The sequence below is a fragment of the Mycolicibacterium litorale genome, from assembly GCF_010731695.1.
Classification (GTDB): domain Bacteria; phylum Actinomycetota; class Actinomycetes; order Mycobacteriales; family Mycobacteriaceae; genus Mycobacterium; species Mycobacterium litorale.
Window position 1 is genome coordinate 3,573,686 of record NZ_AP022586.1, and the last position, 26,850, is coordinate 3,600,535.

Below are 26,850 nucleotides of genomic sequence, written 5' to 3' on the forward strand. Positions count from 1 at the left end.
CGCTACAGGATATCGGCGAAGAATTTCAGCGCCGCGGCGTTGACTTCCTGCGGCTTCTCGATGAAGCCGAGGTGGCCGGCGTCGGCGATCTCCAGATAACGCCCGTGCGGCAACGCGTCGGCGACCTCCTTGCCCAGGTGCGCGGGCAGCAGGACGTCGTCGGCGAACCCGATCACCAGCGTGGGTATGCGGATGCTGCGGTAAGCGGGCAATCGGTTGTCCTTCGGCCCGACATCGCCCTGGGCCAGCAGGCCGGGTGTGTGTTTGGTCGGCCACATCGTGAACATGTCGAGCCAGTCGCCGATCGCCCGGTCGTCGTTGATGGTCTTGGGCGAGAAGTTCTCCAACACACGCACTTTCGCGTCGTAACGCGGCGGCAGGTCGATCCCGGCGGCGATCAGCTCCTTCTCGGCCTGGCCGAAGAACTGGCGGGCGCGGTCGTGGCGGCCGCGGGTGGCCATCAGCACCGCCGAGCGCACGAGTTCCGGGCGGGCGAGCATGAGTTCCTGCGCGATGTAGGAGCCCATCGACACCGCCACGATCCGCACGGGTGCCGCGTCCAGCTTCTCGATCAGCGCGATGGTGTCGGCGACCATCTGTTCGACGCCGAAGCCCTCGGCGTTCTCGGTGGCGCCGACGCCGCGGTTGTCGAAGGTGATGGCGCGATAACCGTTGCGCACGAACTCGGGAACCTGGTGCAGGTGCCACGTGCGGCCGGCGCCGCCGCGACCGGCGATGAACAGCACCGGGATGCCACTGCCGCGATCGTCGTAAGCGAGATTCACGCCCCCGACGCTACTTGAGGGCGGTTTCGGTGTAGTTGGTCGCGCCCTGCGCGATCAATCACACCGAAATCACGGCACTTCGGTGAAGGCCAGGATCGGGATGGTGCGGCCCTGGGTGAGCTTCTCATAGTCGGCGTAGCTGGGAATCCAGTTCTTGGCCAGCTCCCACAACCGGTCCCGTTCCGGGCCCGTGACCTCTTCGCCGACGAACGTGCCCTCGTAGCCGCCTGCGGTCAACGTGACGCGGGGCTGCTTCTTGACGTTGTGGTACCAGGCCGGATGACGGCGGCCGCCGTAGTTCGAGGCGACGACAATCACCCGGCTGCCGTCGGTGAAGTAGGTCAGCGGCGTCACCCGCTTTTCGCCGGTTCTCGCGCCGGTCGAGGTGAGCAGCAGCTCCGGGGTGACCATCGCGGAGGACACCCGGCCGCCGGACAGGCGCAGCAGCGGCGGGTCGATGCGCGGCACGATGTGACGTACCAGATACCGCACCGGCCGGGGCCGCAGCAGCCGCGCGCCCACCTTCAGCATCGGCGAGCCGGCGGTCGGATCCACCTCGGGTATGCCCATCGGGCGATCTTATGCAGACCTGACGCGACGCCCGCGGGTCCGGACCGCTTGCAGCGCGGCGTTCCACAGCAGCAGCGTCGACGGGCCGAGCTGGCGGTGGGTGACGAAGGTGTCCTTGCCGAGCGCCGCGGTGGCGGCAGCCTTCGTGGCGGCCGACGCCTTCGACAGGTGGCCGGAGTCGAACGGCGGCCGCGGGTCGTATTCGAGGATGAGCTGGGTCACCTTGGCGTGCGGCTCACCGGCGATCTGCGCGGCCAGCCACATCGCGAGGTCGATGCCGGCGGACACGCCCGCGGCGGTGACGACCTTGCCGTCCCGCACCACCCGCTCGTCGCCGACGGCGGTGACGCCGAACGGCTTGAGCAGGGACAGGGCCATCCAGTGGGAGGTGGCGCGCTTGCCGTCGAGCACCCCGGCCGCGGCGAGGATGACCGAGCCCGTGCACACCGACGTCGTCCACGTGGTCGTGGCGTGGGCGGTGCGGATCCAGGCGAGCAACGTGTCGTCGCGCGCGTGCTCGGTGGATGTGGGGCCACCGGGCACCAGCAGGACGTCCGGTGACGGGGTCTCGTCGAACGAGTGGGTGGCGCCGACGACGAGGACGCCTGAATCGGCGGTGACGGGTCCGGGTTCGTGCCAGACGAACCGGACGTCCGCGTCGGGCAGGTTGCGCAGCACCTCGTAGGGGCCGATGAAGTCGAGCGCGGTGAAGCCGGGATAGAGCACGATCGCGATCTGGGGCATGACTGTTCCTCTCAGGCGAAGGTTCTGCGGTACTGGTCGGGTGAGACGCCGAGGCGTCGGATGAAGTTGCGGCGCATGGTTTCCGCGGTGCCGAACCCGCATCGGGCGGCGATCGTGGTGACGGTGTCGTCGGTCTCCTCGAGTTGCCTCCGTGCGGCCTCGGTGCGCACGCGTTCGACGTACGCGCCGGGCGCTTCGCCGACTTCGGTGGTGAACACCCGGGTGAAGTGGCGCGGGCTCATCGCGGCCCGCTGAGCCAACTCGGCGACGCTGTGCGTGCCACCGGGTTCGGTTTCGATCGCTTCCTGCACCGCGCGGATCGGGGCGCGTTTGGCCCGCGGCATCCACACGGGCGCGGCGAACTGGGTCTGTCCGCCGGGGCGGCGCAGGTACATCACGAGCCAGCGGGCGACGGTCTGCGCGGTGTCGGTGCCGTGGTCGTCTTCGACCAGGGCCAGGGCGAGGTCGATGCCCGCGGTGACCCCGGCGGCCGTCCACACTTTCGGTGAACTGCGCACGAAGATGGGATCGGGGTCGACGGCGACGGCGGGATAGCGGTGTGCGAGCGCATCGGCGTAGGCCCAGTGGGTGGTCGCCGGGCAGCCGTCGAGCAGACCGGCTTCGGCGGCGAGAAAGGCGCCGGTGCAGACGCTGACGACGCGGCGGGTGTGGGAAGCGGCCTCGCGGACCCAGGACATGAGTTCGGTGTCGGTGACGGCGTTTCGGGTGCCGTGGCCGCCGGGGAGGACGAGCGTGTCACGTGGGGTTCGCGGGTCCGGGAGGGGTTCGGCGAGTAGGGCGAGGCCGGTGCCGGTGTGGATCGGTTGACCGTCGACGGAGGCGATGGTGACGTGATACCCGTCTTTGCCCTCGGCGGCCAGGTGGCGGGACGCGCCTGTGAAGACCTCGAACGGGCCGACGAGGTCGAGCGCCTGGATGCCGGGAAACCCGACGATCAGCACCGACTTCATGCATTCAGTGTCGGCGTGCGACGGCGTGGCGTCTACGCCATGCATCCCACAGATCAGGACATGCGGGGCGGCACCGGCTCGGAAACGCGGCCGGGGTTCGCCAGGGCACCGGTGTCACACGGTCGCAGAACGGCGACGACCCGGCCGTGGTACTCGACGGCGATCGTTTCACCGGCCGCGACCCTGTCGAAGAAGTGGGCGGCACGGACTCGCAAGTCAGTGAGCGCCACCGGCATCGGAAGCAGATCACCGGAAAGGGGGGCGGCGCACAGCTCTGCCGCCGCGCGGCCACGCCGGAGGATCTGGAACGCCTCACCGCACTCGACGCGCTGGACGTAGCGGCAGGTATCGCTGCGCAGTTGGCCGATTCCGATCGTCGTCGTCCGCACGTGGCCGCTCACGTTCACCGCACGAGCTTAGGCTTCTCACGGGTAATGAATGTTCACTTCATTGCGGCTTTTCGAATCACGAATATCGCGTCCGACCGGGTCGAAGTGACGGGATAATCACGATATGAACAGGACATCACTACAGAACTCATGGTCAGCATGAGGCACACAGATACGAATGATCAGTAACATTGCCGCCGTCACACGGCCATGAGGCTTCTTCGGCGCATCCTCGAGTGGGAGGTGTCGGTCGGAGCGGTTCTGCAGACCCTCGTGTGGTCCGCACTGCCGTACATCATCGTCGGTGTGGTCGTCGTCGGCCTCATCGCCGACGTGTGCATGTACTGACGCTCACCGCACCAACGGAGCGAGATACGTTCGCGCGTAACGACTCACCGCGTCATCATCGGTGACGTCGAGCACCGGCGTGCTCACCTGCACCAGCGACGCCGCCAACCGGATGTGCACTTCCGCAACCGCCAGCAACTCGCCGTCAGGCATCCTCGCGCCCGCCGCCCGTAGCGCCTTCGCCATCGCCGTGGCCGCACTGACGAGGAACACCCGCGCCTCGTCGAACATCCCCGATGTCGCCGTGAAGTCGCCGTCGAGTTGCAGGAACCGCCTCATCACCGGCTCACCCGTCAGCAGACGCACCCCCTCCCGGAACGCCGCGACCGCCGCCTCCTGCGGACCCGCGTCCACACGGACCGTCTGCAGCCGCGCCATCGCGTAATCGAAGGTCTGCCTGCCCAGTTCCGTGACGAGGGCATCGCGGCTGGGATACCGGCGATACAGCGTGCTCCGGCTGACGCCCGCCTGCCGCGCGATGACGTCCATACTCAGCCGGCCCACGCCGACGAGCGCGACCTCCTCCGCGGCGGCCTTGAGGATCGCCGCTTCCTGTTCCGAACGATTGGCACTGGTACGGCGCATCGGGTCAGCCCGCCGGGCAGCCGGGTGGCGGCGCAAACGACTCCAGCGCGACCGACCGGTGCAGGTGGACCAGCTTCTCGTATTCGATCCGGTTGCGGGCCAACGGAATCAGCAGCAACCTGTCCGGCAGCACGCGCCACGCCAGCTGCAGCAGGCGGGTGTACAGCTCGAACTCCCGGTCGTGGCGCGCCTGCCAGTCGAACCCCGTCATCTCACGGATCCCCGGATGCAGGATGCCGAACGAACACACCTTCACGACGCGCCCGGCGATCGGCCGCAGCAACAGCCACGGCGGGGTGAGCGCCCGGCGCACCGGCGGGGGGAGCAACAGCGTCGGCAACGGCAGTCGCGTCAGGTCCGCCGTCACCCGCCGCAGGAACGGGTTCGCGCTCAGTTCGGTGCGGACCATCGTGTCGTAGTACTCGGCCGCCTCGGCGTAGGTCGCGGGCAGCTTGGCGTTCTTCCCCGGCAGTTCGAGACCACGGAAGGCGTCGAGCAATTGCAGGTAGGCGGCGTCGCGCTCGGCGTCGGTGGGCACGATCCCCGTGCACGGGGTGAACGAGTTCAGCACCAGGAAGATACCGCTGACCGCGATCCAGTTCCACAACTTCGGGTCCAGCGCGCTGTAACGGACGTCGGCGAAATCGCCGCTGCCCTGGCCGCGCACATCGCGGTGCAGCATCTTGAGCCGGTCGGATTCGGCGACCCGGTCCTGCGCGTCACCCCAGATCGCCAGGAAGGCCGAGAATCCGCTGCGCACACCGCGATCGGCGAAGTTCGCGGCGAACCGGCCGGTCCTGTCCACGGCGGCGGCCACGGGGACCAGGGCCACCTCGTCGAACGCGGCCGCCCCGAAGAAGCCGCCCAGCACACTGCCGCTGTGCTTACGGAACTCGCGCATCACCTTCGGGCGCACCGCGGCGGCGGTGGGAACGTCCTGCGTGGACGGTTGGACAACTGCGACCATGTCGCCTCCAGGCGTCGGTGTTGACACAAAGACTATCCCTTTGTGTCAACATGTCAACGGTCCAGCACCTCGAAGCACGCCGCGACGCGATCGATCCACCACTGCCGGCGCTCGGACGGCGCAGCCAGGGCGCTCAACCGGTCCGGATCCGGCACGACGGGTGCGACCGGCAACAATCCGTCGACAGGGGTCAGGGGCGCGGCGACGTCCTCGACGAACAGCCCACCGGTGCCCAGGCCGCAACCATGCTCCAGCCGCGGCAGCGCCGCCGCCGCATACAGCCCGCGCGCGATGCCCACCGCCGAATCCAGCGCGCTGGACACCACGATCGGGATGTCGATCTGCGCGGCGATGTCGAGCAGCGGCTGCACTCCGCCCAGCGGGGCCACCTTGACCACCGCGACATCGGCGGCCCCGGCCCGCACCACGTGCAGCGGATCCTCCGCCTTGCGAATGCTCTCGTCCGCCGCGATGGGAACCGCGACGCGCGAACGTAATTCGGCGAGTTCGGCCACCGTCCGGCACGGCTGCTCGAGGTACTCCAACGTGCCGTCGGCGGTCAGTGCGGCCGCCGCGACCACCGCCTCCTCGACCGTCCAGCCGCCGTTGGCGTCCACACGCACCGTCGGCACCGCCGCCCGTACCGCGTTGACCCGGGCGACGTCGTCGGCCAGCGTCTGCCCCGCCTCGGCCACCTTCACCTTGGCCGTCCGCGCGCCGGGGAACCGGGCCAGCACCTCGGGCACCTGGGCGGCGTTCACCGCGGGCACCGTCGCGTTGATCGCGATGCGGTCGCGCCGAGTGGCCGGCGCTGCGGAGTAGGCCGCCTCGATCGCCGACGCCAGCCACGTCGCGGCCTCCGCAGGTGCGTACTCGAGGAACGGTCCGAATTCGCCCCACCCCGCCGGGCCCTCGATCAGCGCGAGTTCGCGCACTGTGATGCCGCGGAAGCGGACCCGCATCGGCAGGGAGACGACGTGGAGCCGATCGAGCAGATCGGCGAGGGTCGGTGTCACACCGCCAGTCTCGCCGACCTCACACCGTCGCCCGGTCGCGGCCCTCCCAATACGGGTTGCGGAGGTCTTTCTTGAGGATCTTGCCCGTCGGGTTGCGCGGCAATTCGTCGACGATGTCGATGCTGCGGGGGCACTTGTACCGCGCCAGCCGCTCGCGGCACCACTCGGTCAGTTCCCCTTCGGAGGCCGAACCCTCGATCGCCACAACGGCTTTGACGGCCTCGCCCCACTTCTCGTCGGGCACTCCGATCACGGCGACCTCCGTCACCGCCGGATGTTCGGCGAGCACCCGCTCCACCTCGATGGAGTAGACGTTCTCCCCACCCGAGATGATCATGTCCTTGAGCCGGTCCTCGACGAAGAGGTACCCGTCCGGGTCGATGCGCCCGACGTCGCCGGTGCGAAACCAGCCGTCGGCCGTGACGGATTCTGCGGTCGCCTCCGGCTTGTTGTGGTAGCCCTTCATCAACTGCGGTGTGCGGAACCACAATTCGCCCTGCCGGTCGGTCGGCACCTCCTCGCCGGTGTCGGGGTCGACCACCCGCAGTTCGGCCTTGGGAATGAGCCGCCCCGCGCTGACCAGCCGCTCGGGATGTTCGGCGTCGCGGTGGGCGTCGGGCATCAGGTGACTGATCACCCCGCACACCTCCGTCAACCCGTACACCTGGATGAAATCGGTGTCGGGCCAGGCGTCGAGCGCCTGGCGCAACAGCGGGAGCGGCATCGGGGACGCGCCGTAGCAGAACGTCTTGAGTGCGCCGAACAGCTTCACCGCGTCCGGACCGGCCTCGAGCACCTTGGCCAGGACGGCGGGCACCAGGAAGGTGCGGTTGGCGCCTCTGAGGATCGCATCGGCCAGCGACGCCCCGTCCACCTCGCGCGTCATCACGCTGGGCACGCCGTCGTGGATGCCGAATTGCACATAGGACTGTCCGCCGACGTGGAACAGCGGCATCGACACCATGTTCTTGTCGCCGTCGTCGAAACCCCAACCGTCATGGGCGTTCACCGTGTGCGCGATGAGGTTCGCCTGCGTTAGCTCGACCCCCTTCGGCCGCCCGGTGGTGCCCGACGAGTACATGATCACGCAGACGTCGTCGGGCGCCACGTCGGCGGCTCGGCCCGCGGGCGTGGCGCCGGCCAGCAGTGCCTCGTACTCGTCGCCGTCGCCGCCCTCGGGTGTCACCTCGACGACGTGCTCCACGTGGGTGAGCCGGTCGCGGATCTTGTCGATGGCCGGACGCAGGTCACGGCCCACGATCAACACCTTGGCGCCACTGTCGTTGAGCACGTAGTCGAGCTCGTCACCGGCCAGCCGGAAGTTGACCACCGCGTTCGCTGCGCCGAGTGACGCGGCGGCGAACGTCAGCTCGACGCACGCGGGGTGGTTCTTGTCGAGGAACGCGACCGCGTCGCCGTGGCCCACCCCGAACGAGGTGAGCGCACCGGCGAGCCGCCGGACGCGCCCGTCCCATTGCGACCACGTCCAGCTGCGGTCGAGGTAGACGATGGCCTCGCCGTCGGGTGTGGTCTGCGCCCAGTGGCTGAGACGGTCGTCGAGGAAACGTGGTTCAGGCAGCGCGGACATGGCGAAAGCGTGCCATGACAATGGCGGTTGTCAGCCGTGTTTGGCGTAAACGCAACGCCCGGCCAGGTAGGTGGCGCGGACCTCGAGCTCGGCGATCTCCTCCGGCGGCACGCTGCGCGGGTCTGCCGAGAGCACCACGAGGTCGCCGTACTTGCCGACCTCGATCGAGCCGATCACGTTGTCGGCGAACAACTGCCAGGCCGCGTCGAGGGTCTGGGCGCGGATCGCCTGGTCGACGGTCAACCTCTCCTCCGGCGCCAGCACCCGCCCGCTCGGCGCCTTGCGTGTCACCGCGACGCTGATGTTGCGCAGCGGCTCCTCCGGGGTGACCGGCGGGTCGTTGTGCAGTGAAATCCGCATACCGGTCGCGACGGCCGAACCGCAGGGCATCCACCGGCTGCCCCGTTCGGGGCCGAACAATCCGTCGACGATGACGTCACCCCAGTAGTGGATCTGGTCGACGAAGACGCTGCAGGTGACGCCGAGCGCGTGCGCGCGCTGCAACTGTGCATCGGTGATGGCGCCGACGTGTTCGAGGCGCAGCCGGTGGTCGGGCCGCGGATGCTCCTGCAGCACTTCCTCGTACACGTCGAGGATCGTGTCGATGCCGGCGTCGCCCTGGACGTGGCACGCCATGGGCCAGCCGAGCGGGAAGTAGGCGCCGACGATCTCGCGGAGTTGTTCGCGGCTGTAGTTGGCGTGTCCGCACGAGCCAGGCACCACGCCGATGACCCGGGTCGCGGTCGTGTCGAGGTAGGGAAACGTCAGGTCGATGTTGCCGATCCACGGCGACCCGTCGACCCAGATCTTGATGCCCACCTGGCGCACCATGTCGTCACCGTCACCCGGCCGCGCGGTGCTCGTCATCTGCGGATTGGAGATCTCGTAGGTGCGCAGCCGGATCGTGAGATCCCCCCGCAGACCGTCGAGCATCGGCCGGAACACCGGATCGAACGCCATGTCCGAGCACGTCGTCAGGCCTGCGCGGTTCAGGCGGGCACACTCCGCCATCAACATCGACGGGTAGTCGCTGGGCGAGACCACACCGGCCAGCAGCGGAAACACCGCGGCCGCCTCTTCGGCGGTCCCGTCGAGGCCGCCGTCGGCGTCGCGGCCGAAGCGCGCGCCCTTCGGATCCGGGATGTCGCGGGTGAGCCCCGCCCGCTTGGCCGCCGCGCTGTTGAAGAACGCCTTGTGCCCGGAGTTGTGCAGGATCACCAGCGGGCTGTCCGGCGCGATGCCGTCCAGCCACGCCAGCGTCGGCTCCGGAAGGCCGTTCTGCAGCAGCGGATCCCACCCGTTGAGGTAGGCGCCCTGCTGTCCGCGGCGCGCCACCTCCTTGTGCACGGCGGCGACGACGGCGTCGGCGCAGGCCATCGTGACCGGGCGGATGTCGACCATCCGCTCGGACAGCGCGATCGCCTCCATCAGCGGATGCCCGTGCGCCTCCACCAGACCCGGCAGCACACACCCGTCGCCGACGTCGATCACCTCGGTGGTGGGCCCGATCCACGATTCGACATCGGCCCGGTCCCCCACGGCCACGATGCGGCCGTCGGCCACCGCAAGCGCCTCCGCGGTCGGTTGGGCCTCGTTGACGGTGAGCACGGATCCGGTCAGGACGAGGTCGGCCGTGGACATGGGCCGAATGTTAATGCCCTGACCTGCGCATTACCGTCAGCCACGAGGAATTTCGACGAAATTCGTCGTTCGTGTCGATTCCGGGGGCTGTTATTCGACGTCATTGCGAGGGCACGATGAGAGTGCCCCTTCACCACTGAAAGAAGGAGACGACAATGGCGCGTTACATGCTGATCATGCGGGTCGGTCCGGAGGCCGAGGCGGCCATGGCCGACCAGGAGATCGATTTCGAGCAGGTCATCGAATCGATGGGCCGCTTCAACGAGGAGTTGATCAAAGCCGGTGTGCTGCTGGCCGGTGAAGGCCTCACCGGGCCCGAGGACGGCTTCGTCGTGGACTTCAACTCCGACCCGCCCGTGGTCACCGACGGCCCCTACACCGAAGCGAAGGAGCTGTTCAACGGGTTCTGGATCCTCGACGTGTCGTCGAAGGAAGAAGCCAAACAGTGGGCGCGCAAGGTGCCGCTGGGACCCGGTGTGAAGCTCGAGGTGCGGCGGGTCTCGGAGACCGAGGAGTTCCCCCAGGACAACCCGTGGGTGCAGAAGGAAGTGCAGTGGAAGGCCGAACTCGCCGAGAAGATCGCGGCCCAGGCCCGCGCGGAAGCCGACAGGCTCACGAGTCGCTGAGCGCCGCAACGGTCACCGGCGCGGGCGTCAAGCCCCGCCGGTGGCTGCGGGCGACTGGTAGCGCGACTAACGGGTGCGGATACGAATCGGCCCGCGCCACACCGCGTCAGGATCGACGACCTCGCCCTTCTGGGTGATCTCCACCTCGCCGGCTCGCGCGAGTTCGCGGGCGCACTCCCGTGCCTCGTCCATCAGGTCGCGCCAGCCGTCTCCCCCGACAGCCCGCGCGGCGTCCGACGGACAGATGCTGCTCGACGGACCGCGGCGGCGGGCCATCTCCAGAATCGTCGTGCGCAGGTCGCGCTCAGCGGAACCCATCGCACCTCCCGGCGTCGTCGTCACCGCCCAGCGTACGGGCGCCAACGCCGGTCAGGCGCCTTCGCACACCCCGGAATCCCGGATCACGGTGCCGTAGACGTTCGCGGTCGCTGTGTTGGCGTTGATCTGACCGGACGGCAGCCTGCGCGTGATCTTGTCGCTGAGCTGGGTGAACTGGTACCAGAGCCGGTATATCGAATCCCCGTGGAACAGCGGCGAATACTCACTCTGATCCGGGTAGTTGACGATGAACAGCGTGTGCGCCCGCGGATCCAGGAAAGCCGCGGACTGGTCGAGGTTCGCGGCGACGACATCACCGGCCTCGCTGACCCCGACCGTCCGCCAGTCGTCGTGGCGGTCACCGAGGTAGCGCTGGAATCCGTGGACCTGACCCATGAGTTCGTCGTACTGGGCGTTGAACCACTGACACGCCTCGCGTTGCGCGGTGATCTGCTGCGGCGTCACGCGGGCTTGCCACAGGTTGTAGGGAAACACGGTGTAGTCGGGTGCCCACGCGGACGGCCGCGGGGTGAACACCGGCATCGTCGGCGCCGCACCGGTGCCGGGTTCGGCGTGGCTCACCGGCGACGTCACGGCCAGCCACACCGTCAACGCTGCCCCCACCGACGTCGCACGCACCCCGAACACCCTCAGAGACCGCCGAATTCGGGCCGCAGAATCGGCGACAACGCCGTGAGTGGGATATGTGCCTGTACCGTACCGCCGTCCATCGACCATTGCATGATGCCAGGGGTGAAGTCGGTCGGCGAGTCCCGCGCCACCGGATAGTCCGGCATGTAGATGATCAGTTCGTCAGCGGTCAACGCCCACGCCTTGTATCCACCGGAGTACACCTTGTCCGGTGTCCACCGGTCGGAGACGAACGGGTAGCTGCCCGGCTGGTGCGGTGGCGGCGCCGCATCCAGAGCGTCGACGATGAACGGGTGGGCCAGCGGCGGAATCGCGGTGAGCGGGTCGACTCCCGGCTTGACCAGGTCGGCCAGTTGTAGCTCTGTGCCCCTTGACATGTCGAACGTGAAAGTGCGGTAGGCGTTGTTGAAGTCCGGCCCGTCGGCGTGGTAGGTCTCGCGGTACACAACGCTCATCGCCGGACCGTGCCGGAAGATCTGATAGTTGGCCTCGCCGAAACTGTCGGCGACCATCCGCACGCCCACCGATCTCCAGCTCTCGACCAGCGTCGCGAGATAGTGGCGCACTGCGGGACCTGCCACGGGATCGTCCACCAGTTCCGCGGGGATGGCGACCTTGATGTCGCGCACCGCGTTGCGCTCGTGCTGCACGCTGGTGTGGCAGTACCGCCCGTTCCATGCTCCCCCGAGTTCTCCACAGAACGATTCCGCCGACGCCGACGCGGTCGGCGCCGCGATCAGGGCGGCCGTCACCGTGAGCGCCGCGAGCGCGCCGGCCCGCATGTCAGGGCAGCTCGACTTTGCTTGCCCGCCAACGGCCGTCGACATCCTGCATCGTCATCTTGATCCTGCTGCGGTCGATCCGCGGATCGGGCACCGCGGAATTGGACACCGACTGGTCGACGAACAGCAGCACGACCACCGTGTGCTCGGAGGCGGACTGGATCGCCGAATCGACGACGACGCCGTGAGCCGAAGCCTTGTTGTCGATGAGCAGTTGCCGAAGCTGCATGCTGGACTGTGAATACATGTCCTTGAACTCGCCGGTCGCTCCGTCGAGTACCTGATCGAAATTCTCGTCGACCTTGTCGGAGTCGATGCTGGTGAGGATCTGCGCGTACTGCACGGCGGCCGCTTTGGCTTCCTCACCGGCCAGGGTGATCTGGTGGTCCTGCCAGAGCCGCCAGCCGAGGTAACCCGATGTGGCGAAGCCGCCGAGGATCAGGACCGCGGCGACAATCGCGAGGGCCCGGCGGCGCCGGGGCCGGCTCGGTTCCTCGTCGACGGTCTCGTTCTCGGGCGCGGCCGCGGTCTCGGACTCGTCGCCGGCTTCCTCGGGCTGAGCGCCGGTGTCGTCCTCGGTCTCGTTCTCGGTCCCGTCGAGTTCGGATTCGGTCGTCACGGACATCGTCATATCCTCACGCTGCGGTGGTCGGGGGGTCATCGGGGCGGTTCGATCGGTAGCGTCGGGCCGCCGTAGGGGGTGGGAATCGTGTAGCGCCCCTGGGGTGTCGGGTCGGTGGTGCGTGCCAGGTCGGCGCCCGGTGGCGGCCCGGCCGTATCGTCACCGGCGGGGCGTGGTGCGTTCTTCGCCCCGCGCACGAGGACACCCGGGTGGTCGTCGCGGCAATAGGTGTACATCGAGGGTTCGGGGAAGTCCGCCGAGGACGGCGGCAGCCGGGGTGTGCCGTAATCGCACGAGTACCGCGGATAGATGTCGCCGGTCGCCCACAGACCGTTGTCGTGCATGATGCTGCCGATCGCGTCGAGCACCGAGGTGCGATGGGCCGGGAACAGGGCGTGCAACGCCGGCACGCGCAGGTAGAGCAGTTGTGACGTCGACGCGAGGCTGCCCAGCAACTGCACCATCGTCTCCGAGTTGTCCACGAACAGGTTGTCGACGGAGGTCAGCGTCGTCGGCGTCTGTGTGGTCAGCGTCCGGAACCCGTCTCGCATCCGGTTGACTCCGGCGAAGGTCTCGCTCAGATTGTCGGACGCGGCATCGATGCCGGGGTTCTTGTCGGCGACCAGTGTCAGTACCACGCGGCTGGTGCGCAGCATGCTGCTCGTCTCCGGAAGCACCGAATCCAGCGTGCCGAGAAGGAAAGTGCCGCCGTCGATGACGTCGGCGAGCTTCTGCGGTCCGGCCTCGCTCATGCTCAGTTCCCGCTTGATCAGATCCAGCTTCGCCGTGTCGACCTGTGCGAGTGCGCCGTCGGCGTGGGCGAGCAGATCGGCGAGACCGACCGGGATGGTGGTGTCGCGCTGAGCGACGACGCTGCCCTCGCCGAGATAGGGTCCGGCGTCGCTGTCGGCGACGAAATCGAGGTACTGCTCGCCGGCTGGGGAGAGCCCGGAGACGCGCACCGCACTGGACTTCGGCAAAGCTACAGTCGAGTCCACGCTCACCACGGCGTTGACGCCCGTGGGAGTGATATCGAGCCGGTCCACGCGGCCGACGGGCACTCCCCGCATCGTCACGTTCTGGTTGGGCAGCAGACCCGCGGAGGCGGGCAGCTCGACGGTCACGCGATAGCTCGAGGCGAGCGGATTGACCTGCAGCGCACCGAGGCTCACATACGCCGTCGCCACGACGAGCATCGCCAGCAGGGCAGCGGCCGACAGCCACATGCGGCGGCGGCGCCCGATGCGGGCGGCGGCGACCACGAGGTTGGCGACGGAGTTGGTCATCGCGGCGCCTCCCCCGGCGATGGGACGGGGATCGGGGCGGGCACGATCTCTCCCGGTTCGGTGGGACTTGGGATCACCGGCACCTGCGGCACCCCCGGCCCCTTACCCACCACCCGCTCCTGCAAACGCAGCAGGGTGTACCGCAGGGACCCGACCAGCTGATGCCAGTTGTACCTCTTGGGCCCGTGCAGGCCGGTGTCCCCGGCGAATCCGATGTCCGGAATGGACCCCAGCACCAGCCGGTCGATGCTGACCCGTACCGCGATCGCGTTACTGGTGGTCGACTTGACGAACGGCGGCATCAAGCGGTTGAGCGAGTACAGATCCGCACCGGGCGCCAGCGCCACGTCGTTCCAGGCGCCGGCGATCGTGTTGGCGTCGGCGATGACGCTGCGTCCGCTGGTGTCGGCACCCGCGATCGACGGGAACTTCCGCAGCATCTCGGCGGTGTCGCCCACCTGCCGAACGAGATCGGCGACGTGGTCGGTGTGCGCGGCCAGGGTGTCGGTGGCGGGGCCCGCCGCATCCATCACCTCACCGAGGGACTGGTTCTTGGCCGCCAACTGTCCGGCGAGCCGCGACGTCTCGGACATCGCGGTGGAGATCTCGTCGGAACGCCTGTTGAGTGTGCCGAGCGTGTGGTTGGTCTTGCGGATCAGTTCGCCGAACGCCTGGCCTTGGTCGCCGGTGGCCTTGCCGAGACCGTTGATGATGTTGGTGAAATTGCGGACCGCTCCGCCGTTGACGAGAACCGCCGCCGAGCTGAGCACCGACTCGACGGTGGCAGCTGCCGTGGTGGATTCGATGCCGATGGTGTCGCCGTCGCGCAGCAGCGCCGTCCCCGCCGGCACCGTTGCCGGTGGTTCGAGGGCGACGAACACGTCGCCCAATGGCGTCGCGGACCGCAGCTCGGCGGTGCTGCCCTTCGGCAATTGCACACCGTCGCGGATGCGCAGGGTGGCGACCGCGGTGTAGTTGCGCGCCTTCATCGAGTCGAGTTCGCCGACGTCGGCACCGGCCAGCCTCACTTTGGCCATCATGGGGACGTTGAGCGCGTTGGAGAACACCGCGGTCAGTGTGTAGCCCGCCGAACCACCGCCGGGGGCCGGTAACGGCAGGCTCGCCAAACCCTCAGCGGCACAACCGGGCACCGAAAGGCATGTCGTCACCGCCAGCGCCAGCGCGGTTGTCGGGTGCCTCATCACTTCTGCCCCATCGCCGCGAGACCGTCCAGTACGTAACTCAATCCGAAGTCGGGGCCGAAGTCCTGCAAGGTGCCGGTACTGCAGCCGAGTTGCCGCAGACCCATCATGTTGCACATCTCCTTGACCGTCTGGGTGTCGAAGAGCACCTTGTCGGTGAGCACGTGCACACGCACCGATCCGTTGGTGCGGTCGATCGCGTTGTAGATGTTGTCCAGCGTCATCGGGGTCAGATCGAGGAATTCGGCGAGGTCGCGCTGATGCTCGACCGATGTGGTGAGTGCGGTGTTGCCGTTGTTCACGATGTGTTTGATCGCATCGCGGTGGGTGTGCAGCACCTCTCCGAGTTGCCCGATGACCTCGCTGAGTTTCCTGCCGGTGCTCCCTGAACCGAAGTCCTCGTCCGCCAGGACCTGACTGAGTTGGCGCACAGTGGAACCGAACTCCCGCAGGGTGGTGTCGTTGTCGGCGGCCGCCTGGCTGAGCGTGCTGACGTTGCGGATGATCGTGGTCAGCTGGTCGCGCGTCACGCCGCCACGATCGGAGCTGAGCCGCAACGCCTCCGACAGTTCACCGAGTGCGTCCTTCATCGCCTGCCCGTTGCCGTCGGCGATCGCGGCACTGGCATTGACGACGTCGGCGACCGGGCCGTTGCCCTCGCCGTCACCGTGCAGCGACGTCGACAGCTTGTCCAGTACGTCGAGAACTCGCGCGAACTCGACCGGGGTCCTGGTGCGATTGAGCCCGATGGTGTCGTGGTTCTGCAGCGTGGGGCCGCCACGGTACGGCGGGGTGAGTTCTATCTGCCGGTCGGTGAGGATCGAGTTCGAGATCGTCACGGCCATGACGTCGGCGGGCACCGCGACGTCACCGTCGACCGAGAACTCGACCTCCACGTATCCGCCCTTGGGGGTGATCTCGGTGACCTTGCCCACCGGCATGCCCAGCACAGCGACCGTGTTTCCTTCGTAAAGCCCTGCCACGCTGTCGAATTGCGCGGTGACCTCGATGGTGTTCAACCGGTCACCGAGATAGGACCAGCCGACGGCAGCGGCCGCGACCACGACTGCCACCACGGTGATCGCCAGCCCGACCAACTTCGACCTGATACTCATTCGCAGTCCTGGAAGTACTCGATCATGCCGAACTGTTTGGCGCGCCCGCTGATCGCGCACATCCATGAATCCACGAGCAGTCCGCTGGCCGCGTTGAAGTCGACCGCGTTGCCCGAACCGGTGGCGTTGGCGAGCCCGCGCAGCGCGACCGGACCGGACTGCAGTGTGCTGCGCAGCAGATCGTCGTGCTGACCGACCATGTCGGAGAGCTCACGGACGTTGACCAGCAGGGCCTCGAGCTCGGGCCGGTCCTCGATCACGATGTCGCTCAACGTCTCGACCAGGTTGGTGATCGCGGCCATCATGGCGCGGAACGACTCGCGCCGCATCACGAACTCACCGATGAGGTCGTTGCCCTGCCTCACCATGCTCGCGATGTTCGACTGCTGGCGCCGCAACGTGGCGCTGACCACCTCCGTGGTCTCGAGCAGTTCGCCCAGTTGGTCGCGGCGTTCGGCGAGGATGGTCGACAGCGTGTGGGTGTTCTCCAGCGCCTCGGGCACCAGCGGCGGAAGGTCCCGCATCTGCCGGCCGAGGATGGCCAACGTCTCGGCGAACTTGTCGGAGTCGACCTGTTCGTAGGTGGTCGTCACGTCGGTCAGTGCTTCCTGCAGATCGTAGGGGACCTCGGTGCGGGTGAGGTCGAATCTGGCGTCGGCCAGCGCGCCCGCGCCCGCCGGCTCCAGTGCGAGATATCGCGAGCCCAGGATGGTGGTGACCTTGATGACGGCCCTGGAGTCCTCGCCGAGGGCGACATCGTCGCGGACGGTGAAGTCGGCGACGACGTGGTCGCCGGCCAACTCCATGCTCGTCACCTCGCCGACGGGGATTCCGGCCACGGTCACCGGGTTGCCCGGCCGCAGCGCAGCGGCCTGCAGGAATTGCGCCGTATAGGTGCGGTAGCCGGCGTTGGTCGACTTGACCAGCAGCATCGCCCCGATCAGCACCACGACCACGGCGATGGCCGCAGTTCCCAGCCATGCCGCGTGGTAGGACTCCAGCCGTTGCCGGCCCACTCTCTTCTCATCAGCCATTCGCCATGTTCCTGCACTTCGGGGTGTAGCGGGCATCGTTGCCGGGGGTGGCGGCGTCGACGACGATCGGCACGACATCGTTGAGTCCGGGGAAGAAACCGGTGGCATTGAGGTCACAGGCGTAGGCGTTCGCGTAGGCGCCTTCACCGGTGATGCGGGCGAAGCCTTTGAGCAGCAGCGGCAGATTGGCACCGGTGAAAGCCAGCTGCGGCTCGATGCCGACCATGTGCTGCGCGAAACCGGGTTCCCGGGTGACGAGTTGGTTCAGCGACGGGTAGACCTCGTCGGTGATGACCGACAGCTGACGCACGACCCGCGACATCGAACCCGTCGCATCCACCAACTCCTGGCGCCTGCCGTTGAACGTCGTCACCGCCGACTGCGCCTGCGTGAGCACCTGATCGAGGCTGTCGTTGTAGCGCGCGAGGTTCCCCATCACCGCGTTCAGGTCGGTGATCACCGCGCCGAGTTCGTCGTCGCGGCCGGCGAAAGACGCTGTCAACTGCGAGGTCTGGTTGACCAGGGCGGCGATCGATCCCTCGTCGCCCTGCAGTGACTGGATCACGCCCTTGGTCAGGTTGTCGGCGTCGCGCGGGTTGAGCAGGCTGAACAACGGCTCGTATCCGTTGAGCAGTGTCGTCACGTCGAACGAGGGCTCCGACCGTTCCAGCGGGATCACCGAACCCGCTTGCAGTACAACGGGATCGCCCGTCTTGCCGAGGGACAGGCCGAGATACCGCTGTCCCACGATGTTCTGGTAGGTCACCGATGCCACCGTGGTACCCAGCAGCTGCTGGTCGCTCTGCACCACGAACGCGACCTTGGCGAGCCCGCCCTGCAGTTCGATCGTCTCGACACGGCCGACGCGTACCCCGGCCATCCGGACGTCGTCGCCCTCACGCAGACCGAACACGTCGGTGAACATCGCCTCGTACGCCACCGTTGACCCCGCCACGTCGCGCCGGAGCGTGACATACACCAGCCAGGTCAAGGTGACGGCGACGACCATGAAGAGCGACAGACCCACCAGCGCACCGCGGTATTTCATTGCTGCTCCTCACTGACCGTGGTGCCCCGCGCGACCGGGCCCAGCAGCAGCTGAGTGGCCACCGTGGCGCGGCCGCCGGTGATCAACCCGAGTTGGTCGAGTTCGTATCGGCTGCCGACCGGTCCGACGTTGCCGCCGAAGGCGGCGGGTGCGGCCTCCGCGGGCAACAGGTCACCGGGGCGGGGCGCGACAGGTGCCGGCGGAGACAGCGGAACCGGCGGAGGCGGCACCGGGGTCAGCGCGGGATTCGCCGTCCCCGGTACCGGCGGTGAGGGAGCCATCCACGGCGGCAACGGCGGATTCGGGTCCCGCAGATCGGGATTCGGGTTCACCAGAGGCGGCCCCACCGCGACCAGGTTGCCGTTCGGGCCGACCTCCGTCCCGGGCGGAGGGCGCAGATCGGCGGGAGGCTGGTAGTTCTGCGGAAGCAGGACGTCCGGCAGTTCGGCGCGCGTCGGCACCAGGGGGGCGGTGTAACAGCTGGGCCCTTTGAGACCGGCGTACTGCGGGCAGTCCGCCCTGGTGTAGGAGTACGTCGGCGTGAAGGACAGGTTGACGCGCATGTTGCCGATGTCCTGCTCGGGGATCCACACCTCGTCGAAGAACTTGCGTGACAGGTCGTTGAGCTTGACGAAAGCAGGAACCCAGTGGCGTGAGGTGTCGGCCAGGCTGCCGAGCACGGGCGTGAGCTCGTGGGTGATGCGCACCATGCGGTCGGTGTGATTGCCCAGCGCCGTGTGGGTGTTGCCGACCGTGTGGATCCCGCCGTTGACGAGCGTGGTGAGTTGCGCGCTCTGCTCGACGAGCGTCTGCATGGGGGCGACCGCCTGGTGCAGTGCGTCCACCAACTCCGGCGCTGTCTGCTGCAGGCCGCGGGTGGCGTCGACAAGGGCCGAGACCGTGGTGGGGCCGGGTTCGGTGGCCACGATGCGGTCCAGCTCGTCGACGATCCGGTTGAGCTGCGCACCGCCGGTGAGCAATTCGGCACGACGGCCCTGTGTGGCGGCGTTCACCGCGGCGAGGATGCCCACGGTGTCGTCTTCGCGGCCGCGTCCGGTTGCGGCGAGGATGTCGCGCAGCTTGCTGATCGTGGTCTGGAACAGCACGGTCGGCAGTTCGGTGTCCTCGGGGATGTGCGCGCCCGGCGCGATGGCCGGACCGCCGGAGCGGTCGACCAGTTGCACCGACGACACCGCGAACACGTTGCTCGGCACCACACGGGCGGTCACACCCGCTGGGATCGACGCCGCGAATTCGGGTTTGAGATCGATGTGCACGAAGTTCGGGTCACCGTACTGGGCGGGGGTCACACCGGTGACCGCGCCGACCAGCACGCCGTGATATTTGACGTCGGACCGTTGCGGCAAGCCGTCACCGACGTTGACCAACGCCGCGACGACACGCACGTGGGCGTCCAGCCGCCCCGTCGACTTGACCAGCAATGCAGCCGAGACGAGGGCGACGACGACCAGCAGTGCGGCCCCGCAGGCGAGCAGTTGCCGGTCGGTGGGACCGCGCCCGTCCAGTTCGAAGGAGTTCGCCACGTCAGCCCCCGAACCTCGCGCCGGCGTCAACCGACCACAACGCCATGGTCAGGAGCATGTTGACCATGATCACGACGGTGATGCTGGCGCGCATCGCGTGTCCGGCAGCCACTCCCACGCCGACCGGGCCGCCGGTCGCGTAGAACCCGTAGTAGCACTGGACCGTCGAGGCGATCCACACGAAGATGACCGTCTTGACAACGGAATACAGGATGTCGCGGCCTGCCAGCATGAGGGTGAAGTAGTGCAGATAAGAGCCGGTGGAGCCACCGCTGATGATCTGGACGACGAACTGGGTGGTCAGGTAGCTCACGGCGAGACAGGCGACGTAGAGCGGAATCACCGCGATCACCGACGCCATCAACCGGGTGGTGACCAAGTACGGGACCGGCCGGATGCCAAGCGATTCCAGCGCGTCGATCTCCTCGGCGATGCGCATCGACCCGAGCTGCGCGGTGAACCGGCACCCGGCCTGGGTCGCAAAGGCCAGAGACGCGGCGATCGGCGCGAGCTCGCGGGTGTTCACCAGTGACGAGATGATCCCGGTGGCGGGTCCGAGCCCGAGCAGGTCGAGGAAGTTGTACCCCTCGATCCCCACCAGCGCGCCGACGGTGATGCCGAGTACGACGGCCACCCCCGCGGTACCGCCGCCGACGACCAACGAGCCATTACCCCAAGCGATGTCGGACAGCAGGCGGACGAACTCGGTACGGTACTGGCGAAGCGCGACCGGCACTCCCTGCACCGCCCGGACGAAGAAGACGAGCATGTGGCCGAGCCGCACGATCGGTGCGGAGGCCCTGCGGTACACCCGGAGCGCGGGGGCGACCAGGGTCGGTGCGAACGTCGATACGGCCATGTGTCACAACCCCACTCGCGGGAACATCATGATGTAGAGCTGACTGATCGCGACGTTGACGACCATCAGCACCAGGATGGACTCGACGACGGCGGCGTTGACCGAGTTCGCCACCCCGGTCGGCCCGCCCCGGGTGGCCAGCCCCTTCTGGCACGAGACGACCGCGACGATGGCCCCGAAGATGACGGCCTTGACCAGCGCCACGATCATGTCGCCGGTGGTCGCAAAGGAGGCGAAGGTGGCGACAAAGCTGCCGGGCGCCCCGCTCTGGAAATAGACGTTGAACAAGTAGCTCGCGAGGAAGCCGACGAAACAGACCACGCCCGTCAGCGCCACACCGACCATGACGGCGGCGGCGAACCGCGGAACCACCAGGCGCCGGATCACCGAGACACCCATGACCTCCATCGCATCGGTCTCCTCCCGCATCTTCCGGGAGCCGAGATCAGCGGTGATCGCAGAGCCGACGGCGGCGGCCATGAGGATCGCCGCGGTCAGCGACGCCGCCTGTCGGATGACCGCGAGTCCGCTCGCGGCGCCGGCGAGCGAGGTCGCCCCGACCTGCCCAGCGAGCAGGGCGAACTGGATGGAGAGCGTGACGCCGATCGGCAGCGCGACCAGGACTGTGGGCAGCACTGCGGTGCCTGCCATGAACGCGCCCTGCCGGACGAACTCCTGGAATTGGAACCGCCCGGTGAGGAGGTCGATGACGAAGAACTGGACGGTCCGCACGCCGAGGACGAACTGGTCACCAACGGTCGCCAGCGACGCCAGGGGGTGGCGCCGAACGTAGCCGCCGGCCCAGTCGGCGATCACCGCCACCCCGTCGTCCGCCCTCTCTGGCTGCGAATTGGTATTCACATAATGCCTTCGCGCTCGTGCCGCAGCGTCCGCCCCGACGTCAATCGATGCAGGTTAAACGCGTCATAACGGCGAATATTGACTCGGCAGCTCTTTCAACGACCCGTCAAGCCGCGAACTCCCCGCCCCGTCGGGGATGAGTATGCACATTCACTTAGCGGATCGGCAAGGAATTCGGCAAACCCATCACGGCCGCCGTGCGTACGGCAGGGACCCGGGCGTCCGCGTCGGCCATGCGGCGTTCGGAGCGATGACTTCAGCCCGTTCCAGGCGGGGTCTGGCTACAAAGTTGGAACACGTTCTAGTCTTAGGCCCATGAGTGACGATCTGCTGCGCCACCCCATCCACTCCGGACACCTGCTCGCCGGCGCGCTGAAGCGCCATCGCGACAAGCCGCTGCTGTTTCTCGGGGACACCACGCTCACCGGCGGACAGCTCGCCGACCGCATCAGCCAGTACATTCAGGCCTTCGAGGCGGTCGGTGCCGGCACCGGCGCCGCGGTCGGTCTGCTCTCGCTGAACCGGCCCGAGGTGCTGATGATCGTCGGCGCCGGGCAGACCCAGGGATACCGGCGCACGGCACTACACCCTCTCGGCTCGCTGGACGACCACGCCTACATTTTGAGCGACGCAGGCGTCACCTCGCTGATCATCGACCCCAACCCGATGTTCACCGAGCGGGCGCTGGGTCTGCTCTCGAAGGTGGACTCGCTGGAGCAGATCCTCACCATCGGCCCCGTCCCCGCCGAACTCGCAGAATCCGGCGCCAAGGTCGTCGACCTCAACGCCGAGGCCGACAAGTACTCCCCGCGCCCGCTCGTCGCCGCGGACCTGGCACCCGACCACATCACCGGGCTCACCTACACCGGCGGCACGACCGGTAAGCCCAAGGGCGTCATCATGACCAGCCAGGCCACCACGACCATGACCCAGATCCAGCTCGCCGAGTGGGACTGGCCGGAGAACCCGAAGTTCCTGATGGTGACACCGCTGTCCCACGCGGGCGCCGCGTACTTCCTGCCGACGGTGATCAAGGGCGGGCAGATGTACGTGATGAGCAAGTTCGACCCGGGCGAGGTGCTCAAGACCATCGAGGAGCAGCGGATCACCGCGACGTTCGTGGTGCCGTCGATGCTGTATGCGCTGATGGACCACCCGGATTCGCGCACCCGCGACCTGTCGTCGCTGGAGACGGTGTACTACGGCGCCTCGGCGATCAACCCCGTGCGGCTGGCCGAGGCCATCGAACGGTTCGGCAAGATCTTCGCGCAGAACTACGGACAGTCCGAGGCGCCGATGGCGATCTCCTACCTGTCGAAGGCCGACCACGACGAGAAGAGGCTGTCCTCATGCGGGCGGCCGACGCTGTTCGCGCGCACCGCCCTCCTCGGTGAGGACGGCAAGCCGGTACCGCAGGGTGAGGCCGGCGAGATCTGTGTCAGCGGCCCGCTGCTGGCCGGCGGCTACTGGGGTCTGCCGGAAGCCACCGCCGAGACGTTCAAGGACGGTTGGCTGCACACCGGCGACATGGCCCGCGAAGACGAGGACGGCTTCTGGTTCATCGTCGACCGGGTCAAGGACATGATCGTCACCGGCGGGTTCAACGTGTTCCCGCGCGAGGTCGAGGACGTCATCGCCGAACATCCCGCGGTCGCGCAGGTGTGCGTGGTCGGCGCCCCCGACGAGAAGTGGGGTGAGGCGGTCACCGCGGTGGTGGTGCTCCGCGACGACGCCGGCTCCGACGAGGACGCGGTGGCGACGATGACCGCCGAGATCCAGGCATCCGTCAAGGAACGCAAGGGCTCGGTGCACACCCCCAAACAGGTCGTCGTGGTCGACGCGCTGCCGCTGACCGGGCTGGGCAAACCGGACAAGAAGGCGGTGCGGGCGCGGTTCTGGGAAGGCGCGTCGCGGGCGGTGGGCTGACGTTTCCATCCGTCAGACTTTCGCCAGATTCCGCGGCGCCGGCGCGGGGTAGATAGAGGCCAGACCTCGGAAACCAGCCAGCACGGCACCGTCGTCGGGAAGGTAACCATGGCGGAGCGGTGGGCCGGCGATGACGACGCGGACAGCGTCTGGCGCGACGAACCCGCGTCGCTGTTCGCCGCGACCGCGCCCTTCTGTGACAGCGCCGTCGCGTGGACGCGGGCCGACGGTGTCAGCTTGATCCTGCTGTCGGACTCCCGAAACAGCCGCGAGCTGGTGTTCGCCACCGACGGCCTCGCCCAGCGCCTCGATGAAGTGCAGTTCGCGCTCGGTGAAGGGCCGTGTCTGGCCAGCTATGCCACCGGCCTACCGCAATGCATCACCGACTCCGCCCACGACGACCGCTGGGCCATGTTCTGTCGCGAAGCGGCCCGTCTCGGCGTCAACGCGGTGTTCTCGTTCCCGGTGAGCGTCGGGTCGCACGCCGTGGGAGTGCTGGAGCTGTATCGGCGTGAGGCGCTCGGGTTGTCAACGGATGAATACGACGCCGCGCTGGGATGTGCCGCAGCCATCGGCGCTGTCATCGGTGCGACGTATGCGCGCTGGTCACATCGGCCCGTCGACGTAGAGAACCTCGACGGCGCCGCCCTGTCCGCCCTGTCCGAAGCCGACCCGTTCACTCGCTCGCATGTGCACGACGCCGCCCGCGTCGTCTCCGAGCAAGTGGGGGTGTCGATCAGTCAGGTGCTGGTCATGATGCGGGCGTACGCGTTCGCGCACGATCTGCGAGTCACCGATGTGGCCGACGACATCCTGGATCGACGGATCCCGTTGAGCGACTGGCGGGACCAGCCTCCCGAAGGGGAGATGGATCAGCCCCACTCGGCGTGACCGAGGTGGGCGAACGCGTCGCAGTGCCCGCCCAGCGAGCAGTGACCGCTAGCGTGGCGGTTGTGGACACCGGAGTTCGCGAGACCGTCGACGCGGTGTGGCGGATGGAGGCCGCGAAGATCGTCGCCACCCTCACCCGCGCCGTCGGCGACGTCGGCATGGCCGAGGACCTCGCCGCCGACGCCCTCGTCGACGCACTCACCCAGTGGCCGTCGGCCGGGGTGCCGCGCAACCCCGGCGCCTGGCTGACCACCGTCGCCAAACGCAAGGCGATCGACCACTGGCGGCGGCAGGACACCCTGGGCGCCAAGTACACCGAACTGGCCCGTGACCTGGAGACCCATCTCGACGAACCGGCATGGGACCCCGACCACATCGACGACGACGTGCTGCGGCTGATCTTCGTCGCGGCCCACCCCGTGCTGTCCCGGGAGAACCAGATCGCCCTGACGCTGCGGATCGTCGGCGGGCTGACCACCGAGGAGATCGCGCGCGCCTTCCTCACCTCCAAAGCGACTGTGGCACAACGCATCGTGCGGGCCAAGAAGACGCTGGCCGAGGCGCAGGTGCCGTTCGAGGTGCCACCGCGCGATGAGTATCCGCACCGCCTGTCCGCGGTGCTGAGCGTCGTCTACCTCATCTACAACGAGGGCTACTCGGCGTCGTTCGGACAGCGCTGGATCCGCGACGAACTCTGCCGCGAGGCGTTGCGTCTGGGCCGCGTCCTCGCGGCGCTGGTGCCCGACGAGCCCGAGGCGCACGGACTCGTCGCGCTGATGGAGTTCCAGACGTCGCGGTTCGCCGCGCGCACCGACGCCGACGGCCGCCCGATCCTGCTCGAGGACCAGGACCGCGCGAAGTGGGACCGCGCGCAGATCGGCCGCGGGGTCGCGGCACTGCACCGCGCGGCCACGGCCATCGAGCGGCGCGGCACCGGCTGGGGCCCCTACGCGCTGCAGGCCGCGCTCGCCGAATGCCACGCGACCGCGCCGTCGACCGCGGAGACCGACTGGCACCGCATCGTGACGATCTACGACGCGCTCCTGCAGATCGCCCCGTCACCGGTCGTCGAACTCAACCGCGCCGTCGCCGTCGCGATGGATTCCGGGCCGCAGCGGGCACTGGACATCGTCGACGGCCTCGACGGGCTCGCGGACTCCTACCTGCTGCCCAGCGTGCGCGGCGAACTGTTGTCCCGCCTCGGCCGCACCGAGGAAGCCGCCGCGCAATTCGAGCGGGCCGCCGCACTCACCGACAACGACCGTGAACGAGAGGTGTTGGCCGACAAAGCCGCCCGCATGCGGAGACGGTGACGTGGCACCATGGCGGGGATGACTGTACGAGCGGCGCTATTCGACTTCTCCGGAACGCTCTTCCGTCTCGAGGAGGACGACAGCTGGTTCACCGGCATCGAGGTCGACAACCAGGAGATCGACGCACACGTCCAGGCCGAGTTGCTGCGTCGCCTCACCGCGCCGACCGGGCGCTCGGTGGAGATGACACCCGAGGCCGACCACGCCTGGGTCAACCGCGATCTCGCGCCACATCTGCATCGTGAGGCCTACCTGCACGTGCTGCGGGAGTCCGGACTTGCCGACCATCACGCCGAGCAGCTCTACCGGCGGGTCATCGATCCGTCGTCGTGGACGGCATATCCCGACACCGCCGACGTGCTGGCCGGGCTGCGCCACCGGGGTATCAAGACCGCGGTGGTGTCCAACATCGCGTTCGACGTCCGGCCGGCGTTCGCGGCGATCGGCGCCGAGGACGACGTCGACGAGTTCGTGCTGTCGTTCGAAGTCGGCGCCACCAAACCGGCCCCCGAGATCTTCACGACCGCGCTGACCCGGCTGGGCGTCGACGCCTCCGACGCGGTGATGGTCGGTGACAGCGACGAGGCCGACGGCGGCGCGCGCGACGTGGGCTGCCGGTTCGTGCTCGTCGACCCCCTGCCCACCGCGCAGCGCACCACCGGGCTGCGCGAAGCGTTGACACGCGTCGGAATTGAGGTCTAGGAGGGATATGCCCGAGGAACGCATCCGGCCGCCGTGGTGGCTCAAGCCGATGAACAAGGTCGTGATCGCCTCGGCGAAGATCGGGTTGCCGATCTTCGGCAAGCAGGGGCCGCTGATCCTGACCGTCATCGGCCGCAAGAGCGGGCAACCGCGCGCCACCCCGATCACGCCGATGTACGTCGACGCGAAACGCTATGTGGTGGGCGGCTTTCCGGGCGCGGACTGGGTGCGCAACGCCCGCGCCAACCCCGAGGTGACCCTGACGCAGAATCGGCGCAGCGAGCGGGTGCGCATGGTGGAGATGTCCGCCGAGGAGGCCCGGCCGTTGTTGCGCGAATTCCCCACCCTGGTGCCGACCGGCGTCGACTTCATGAAGAACGCCGGACTGGTCACCGACGCGACCCCCGACGAGTTCGAGGCGCTGGCCGGCCGCTGCGCCGTGTTCCGCTTCGACCCGATCACGTAG

The 26,850-nt window shown here is 68.1% G+C and carries 29 protein-coding genes; 7 read left to right on the forward strand and 22 right to left on the reverse strand.

Annotated features, from left to right (window positions below; translation table 11 throughout):
- Nucleotides 1-2: 2 nt before the first annotated feature.
- The 5 genes from G6N30_RS16915 to G6N30_RS16935 all read right to left on the reverse strand — a co-directional run bounded on the left by G6N30_RS16915 (nucleotide 3) and on the right by G6N30_RS16935 (nucleotide 3,477).
- Nucleotides 3-785, reverse strand: a complete 783-nt coding sequence (locus G6N30_RS16915) for an alpha/beta fold hydrolase (RefSeq protein ID WP_134054716.1) — start codon at nucleotides 783-785, stop codon at nucleotides 3-5.
- Between the two features lie 69 nt (nucleotides 786-854).
- A complete protein-coding gene (locus G6N30_RS16920; protein ID WP_134054718.1) occupies nucleotides 855-1,355 on the reverse strand; it encodes a nitroreductase/quinone reductase family protein in 501 nt (166 codons plus the stop codon).
- A 9-nt stretch (nucleotides 1,356-1,364) separates the two neighbouring features.
- Entirely contained in the window at nucleotides 1,365-2,099 is a 735-nt protein-coding gene (locus G6N30_RS16925; RefSeq protein WP_134054720.1) for a DJ-1/PfpI family protein, read from the reverse strand.
- A gap of 11 nt (nucleotides 2,100-2,110) precedes the next feature.
- Entirely contained in the window at nucleotides 2,111-3,070 is a 960-nt protein-coding gene (locus G6N30_RS16930) for a GlxA family transcriptional regulator (protein WP_134054722.1), read from the reverse strand.
- Between the two features lie 53 nt (nucleotides 3,071-3,123).
- On the reverse strand, nucleotides 3,124-3,477 hold the full coding sequence (locus G6N30_RS16935) for a hypothetical protein (RefSeq protein WP_134054724.1): 354 nt from the start codon (nucleotides 3,475-3,477) through the stop codon (nucleotides 3,124-3,126).
- 192 nt (nucleotides 3,478-3,669) lie between these two features.
- On the opposite strand from G6N30_RS16935, the gene G6N30_RS16940 reads away from it, so the two are divergent.
- Nucleotides 3,670-3,807 (forward strand): hypothetical protein, encoded by a 138-nt coding sequence (locus G6N30_RS16940; protein WP_163687640.1) that lies wholly within the window; start codon nucleotides 3,670-3,672, stop codon nucleotides 3,805-3,807.
- Between the two features lie 3 nt (nucleotides 3,808-3,810).
- Here G6N30_RS16940 and G6N30_RS16945 read toward each other — a convergent pair whose 3' ends face one another.
- Genes G6N30_RS16945 through G6N30_RS16965 form a run of 5 tightly spaced genes read right to left on the reverse strand, consistent with a single transcriptional unit; the run spans nucleotide 3,811 to nucleotide 9,604 of the window.
- On the reverse strand, nucleotides 3,811-4,392 hold the full coding sequence (locus tag G6N30_RS16945) for a TetR/AcrR family transcriptional regulator (protein ID WP_134054726.1): 582 nt from the start codon (nucleotides 4,390-4,392) through the stop codon (nucleotides 3,811-3,813).
- Between the two features lie 4 nt (nucleotides 4,393-4,396).
- The gene (locus tag G6N30_RS16950) at nucleotides 4,397-5,359 is read right to left on the reverse strand and encodes an oxygenase MpaB family protein (RefSeq protein WP_134054728.1); all 963 of its coding nucleotides are present in this window, start codon (nucleotides 5,357-5,359) and stop codon (nucleotides 4,397-4,399) included.
- A gap of 53 nt (nucleotides 5,360-5,412) precedes the next feature.
- Complete coding sequence (locus tag G6N30_RS16955; RefSeq protein WP_134054730.1) at nucleotides 5,413-6,375, reverse strand: o-succinylbenzoate synthase; 963 nt, start codon at nucleotides 6,373-6,375, stop codon at nucleotides 5,413-5,415.
- A gap of 19 nt (nucleotides 6,376-6,394) precedes the next feature.
- Nucleotides 6,395-7,963, reverse strand: coding sequence for a long-chain-fatty-acid--CoA ligase (locus G6N30_RS16960; protein WP_134054732.1), 1,569 nt, complete (start codon nucleotides 7,961-7,963; stop codon nucleotides 6,395-6,397).
- 30 nt (nucleotides 7,964-7,993) lie between these two features.
- Nucleotides 7,994-9,604 (reverse strand): amidohydrolase, encoded by a 1,611-nt coding sequence (locus G6N30_RS16965; protein ID WP_134054733.1) that lies wholly within the window; start codon nucleotides 9,602-9,604, stop codon nucleotides 7,994-7,996.
- Nucleotides 9,605-9,759: 155 nt separating this feature from the next.
- Here G6N30_RS16965 and G6N30_RS16970 point away from each other — a divergent pair, with 155 nt between their 5' ends.
- The gene (locus G6N30_RS16970; protein WP_134054735.1) at nucleotides 9,760-10,230 is read left to right on the forward strand and encodes a YciI family protein; all 471 of its coding nucleotides are present in this window, start codon (nucleotides 9,760-9,762) and stop codon (nucleotides 10,228-10,230) included.
- Between the two features lie 66 nt (nucleotides 10,231-10,296).
- On the opposite strand, the gene G6N30_RS16975 is transcribed toward G6N30_RS16970, so the two are convergent.
- Genes G6N30_RS16975 through G6N30_RS17030 form a run of 12 tightly spaced genes read right to left on the reverse strand, consistent with a single transcriptional unit; the run spans nucleotide 10,297 to nucleotide 21,552 of the window.
- Nucleotides 10,297-10,548: a DUF3253 domain-containing protein gene (locus G6N30_RS16975; RefSeq protein ID WP_134054737.1), complete on the reverse strand. Its 252-nt coding sequence runs from the start codon at nucleotides 10,546-10,548 to the stop codon at nucleotides 10,297-10,299.
- A gap of 51 nt (nucleotides 10,549-10,599) precedes the next feature.
- Nucleotides 10,600-11,187, reverse strand: a complete 588-nt coding sequence (locus tag G6N30_RS16980) for a hypothetical protein (RefSeq protein WP_407664657.1) — start codon at nucleotides 11,185-11,187, stop codon at nucleotides 10,600-10,602.
- A gap of 11 nt (nucleotides 11,188-11,198) precedes the next feature.
- On the reverse strand, nucleotides 11,199-11,981 hold the full coding sequence (locus tag G6N30_RS16985; RefSeq protein WP_134054741.1) for a mannan-binding family protein: 783 nt from the start codon (nucleotides 11,979-11,981) through the stop codon (nucleotides 11,199-11,201).
- Between the two features lies 1 nt (nucleotide 11,982).
- Nucleotides 11,983-12,612 carry an Rv1363c family protein gene (locus tag G6N30_RS16990; RefSeq protein ID WP_407664658.1) on the reverse strand — a complete coding sequence of 210 codons (630 nt, stop codon included), beginning with the start codon at nucleotides 12,610-12,612 and terminating at the stop codon, nucleotides 11,983-11,985.
- A 26-nt stretch (nucleotides 12,613-12,638) separates the two neighbouring features.
- On the reverse strand, nucleotides 12,639-13,889 hold the full coding sequence (locus tag G6N30_RS16995; protein ID WP_134054745.1) for an MlaD family protein: 1,251 nt from the start codon (nucleotides 13,887-13,889) through the stop codon (nucleotides 12,639-12,641).
- Nucleotides 13,886-15,091, reverse strand: coding sequence for an MlaD family protein (locus G6N30_RS17000; protein WP_134054747.1), 1,206 nt, complete (start codon nucleotides 15,089-15,091; stop codon nucleotides 13,886-13,888). Before G6N30_RS17000 ends, G6N30_RS16995 begins: the two co-directional genes overlap by 4 nt.
- Entirely contained in the window at nucleotides 15,091-16,206 is a 1,116-nt protein-coding gene (locus G6N30_RS17005) for an MCE family protein (RefSeq protein ID WP_134054749.1), read from the reverse strand. The genes G6N30_RS17000 and G6N30_RS17005 overlap by 1 nt, the downstream gene beginning before the upstream one ends.
- Nucleotides 16,203-17,240 carry an MCE family protein gene (locus G6N30_RS17010; RefSeq protein ID WP_134054751.1) on the reverse strand — a complete coding sequence of 346 codons (1,038 nt, stop codon included), beginning with the start codon at nucleotides 17,238-17,240 and terminating at the stop codon, nucleotides 16,203-16,205. Before G6N30_RS17010 ends, G6N30_RS17005 begins: the two co-directional genes overlap by 4 nt.
- Nucleotides 17,233-18,288 (reverse strand): MlaD family protein, encoded by a 1,056-nt coding sequence (locus tag G6N30_RS17015; protein WP_134054753.1) that lies wholly within the window; start codon nucleotides 18,286-18,288, stop codon nucleotides 17,233-17,235. Before G6N30_RS17015 ends, G6N30_RS17010 begins: the two co-directional genes overlap by 8 nt.
- Nucleotides 18,285-19,832, reverse strand: a complete 1,548-nt coding sequence (locus G6N30_RS17020) for an MlaD family protein (protein WP_134054755.1) — start codon at nucleotides 19,830-19,832, stop codon at nucleotides 18,285-18,287. The genes G6N30_RS17015 and G6N30_RS17020 overlap by 4 nt, the downstream gene beginning before the upstream one ends.
- Nucleotide 19,833: 1 nt before the next feature.
- Nucleotides 19,834-20,691 (reverse strand): ABC transporter permease, encoded by an 858-nt coding sequence (locus G6N30_RS17025; protein ID WP_134054765.1) that lies wholly within the window; start codon nucleotides 20,689-20,691, stop codon nucleotides 19,834-19,836.
- A gap of 3 nt (nucleotides 20,692-20,694) precedes the next feature.
- Nucleotides 20,695-21,552 (reverse strand): MlaE family ABC transporter permease, encoded by an 858-nt coding sequence (locus G6N30_RS17030; RefSeq protein ID WP_179965476.1) that lies wholly within the window; start codon nucleotides 21,550-21,552, stop codon nucleotides 20,695-20,697.
- A 315-nt stretch (nucleotides 21,553-21,867) separates the two neighbouring features.
- On the opposite strand from G6N30_RS17030, the gene fadD8 reads away from it, so the two are divergent.
- The 5 genes from fadD8 (at nucleotide 21,868) to G6N30_RS17055 (ending at nucleotide 26,850) form a co-directional block, all read left to right on the forward strand.
- A complete protein-coding gene (gene fadD8, locus G6N30_RS17035) occupies nucleotides 21,868-23,478 on the forward strand; it encodes a fatty-acid--CoA ligase FadD8 (protein WP_134054769.1) in 1,611 nt (536 codons plus the stop codon).
- Nucleotides 23,479-23,586: 108 nt separating this feature from the next.
- Nucleotides 23,587-24,369 (forward strand): GAF domain-containing protein, encoded by a 783-nt coding sequence (locus tag G6N30_RS17040; protein WP_134054771.1) that lies wholly within the window; start codon nucleotides 23,587-23,589, stop codon nucleotides 24,367-24,369.
- Between the two features lie 104 nt (nucleotides 24,370-24,473).
- Nucleotides 24,474-25,682: an RNA polymerase sigma factor gene (locus G6N30_RS17045; protein WP_179965642.1), complete on the forward strand. Its 1,209-nt coding sequence runs from the start codon at nucleotides 24,474-24,476 to the stop codon at nucleotides 25,680-25,682.
- 9 nt (nucleotides 25,683-25,691) lie between these two features.
- Nucleotides 25,692-26,384 (forward strand): HAD family hydrolase, encoded by a 693-nt coding sequence (locus tag G6N30_RS17050; RefSeq protein WP_134054775.1) that lies wholly within the window; start codon nucleotides 25,692-25,694, stop codon nucleotides 26,382-26,384.
- 7 nt (nucleotides 26,385-26,391) lie between these two features.
- Nucleotides 26,392-26,850, forward strand: coding sequence for a nitroreductase family deazaflavin-dependent oxidoreductase (locus G6N30_RS17055; RefSeq protein ID WP_134054777.1), 459 nt, complete (start codon nucleotides 26,392-26,394; stop codon nucleotides 26,848-26,850).

Bases quoted from the DNA above. Each gene is read 5' to 3' on its own strand.
- G6N30_RS16965 (WP_134054733.1), bottom strand. From the start codon at position 9,604: ATGTCCACGGCCGACCTCGTCCTGACCGGATCCGTGCTCACCGTCAAC.
- G6N30_RS16970 (WP_134054735.1), top strand. From the start codon at position 9,760: ATGGCGCGTTACATGCTGATCATGCGGGTCGGTCCGGAGGCCGAGGCG.
- G6N30_RS17045 (WP_179965642.1), top strand. From the start codon at position 24,474: ATGGAGGCCGCGAAGATCGTCGCCACCCTCACCCGCGCCGTCGGCGAC.
- G6N30_RS16920 (WP_134054718.1), bottom strand. From the start codon at position 1,355: ATGGGCATACCCGAGGTGGATCCGACCGCCGGCTCGCCGATGCTGAAG.
- G6N30_RS17015 (WP_134054753.1), bottom strand. From the start codon at position 18,288: ATGAAATACCGCGGTGCGCTGGTGGGTCTGTCGCTCTTCATGGTCGTC.
- G6N30_RS17055 (WP_134054777.1), top strand. From the start codon at position 26,392: ATGCCCGAGGAACGCATCCGGCCGCCGTGGTGGCTCAAGCCGATGAAC.
- G6N30_RS17050 (WP_134054775.1), top strand. From the start codon at position 25,692: ATGGCGGGGATGACTGTACGAGCGGCGCTATTCGACTTCTCCGGAACG.
- G6N30_RS16940 (WP_163687640.1), top strand. From the start codon at position 3,670: ATGAGGCTTCTTCGGCGCATCCTCGAGTGGGAGGTGTCGGTCGGAGCG.
- G6N30_RS17000 (WP_134054747.1), bottom strand. From the start codon at position 15,091: ATGAGGCACCCGACAACCGCGCTGGCGCTGGCGGTGACGACATGCCTT.
- G6N30_RS16985 (WP_134054741.1), bottom strand. From the start codon at position 11,981: ATGCGGGCCGGCGCGCTCGCGGCGCTCACGGTGACGGCCGCCCTGATC.
- G6N30_RS16945 (WP_134054726.1), bottom strand. From the start codon at position 4,392: ATGCGCCGTACCAGTGCCAATCGTTCGGAACAGGAAGCGGCGATCCTC.
- G6N30_RS17040 (WP_134054771.1), top strand. From the start codon at position 23,587: ATGGCGGAGCGGTGGGCCGGCGATGACGACGCGGACAGCGTCTGGCGC.
- fadD8 (WP_134054769.1), top strand. From the start codon at position 21,868: ATGAGTGACGATCTGCTGCGCCACCCCATCCACTCCGGACACCTGCTC.
- G6N30_RS16975 (WP_134054737.1), bottom strand. From the start codon at position 10,548: ATGGGTTCCGCTGAGCGCGACCTGCGCACGACGATTCTGGAGATGGCC.
- G6N30_RS16930 (WP_134054722.1), bottom strand. From the start codon at position 3,070: ATGAAGTCGGTGCTGATCGTCGGGTTTCCCGGCATCCAGGCGCTCGAC.
- G6N30_RS16995 (WP_134054745.1), bottom strand. From the start codon at position 13,889: ATGACCAACTCCGTCGCCAACCTCGTGGTCGCCGCCGCCCGCATCGGG.
- G6N30_RS17005 (WP_134054749.1), bottom strand. From the start codon at position 16,206: ATGAGTATCAGGTCGAAGTTGGTCGGGCTGGCGATCACCGTGGTGGCA.
- G6N30_RS17010 (WP_134054751.1), bottom strand. From the start codon at position 17,240: ATGGCTGATGAGAAGAGAGTGGGCCGGCAACGGCTGGAGTCCTACCAC.
- G6N30_RS16990 (WP_407664658.1), bottom strand. From the start codon at position 12,612: ATGACGATGTCCGTGACGACCGAATCCGAACTCGACGGGACCGAGAAC.
- G6N30_RS16925 (WP_134054720.1), bottom strand. From the start codon at position 2,099: ATGCCCCAGATCGCGATCGTGCTCTATCCCGGCTTCACCGCGCTCGAC.
- G6N30_RS16950 (WP_134054728.1), bottom strand. From the start codon at position 5,359: ATGGTCGCAGTTGTCCAACCGTCCACGCAGGACGTTCCCACCGCCGCC.
- G6N30_RS17025 (WP_134054765.1), bottom strand. From the start codon at position 20,691: ATGGCCGTATCGACGTTCGCACCGACCCTGGTCGCCCCCGCGCTCCGG.
- G6N30_RS16960 (WP_134054732.1), bottom strand. From the start codon at position 7,963: ATGTCCGCGCTGCCTGAACCACGTTTCCTCGACGACCGTCTCAGCCAC.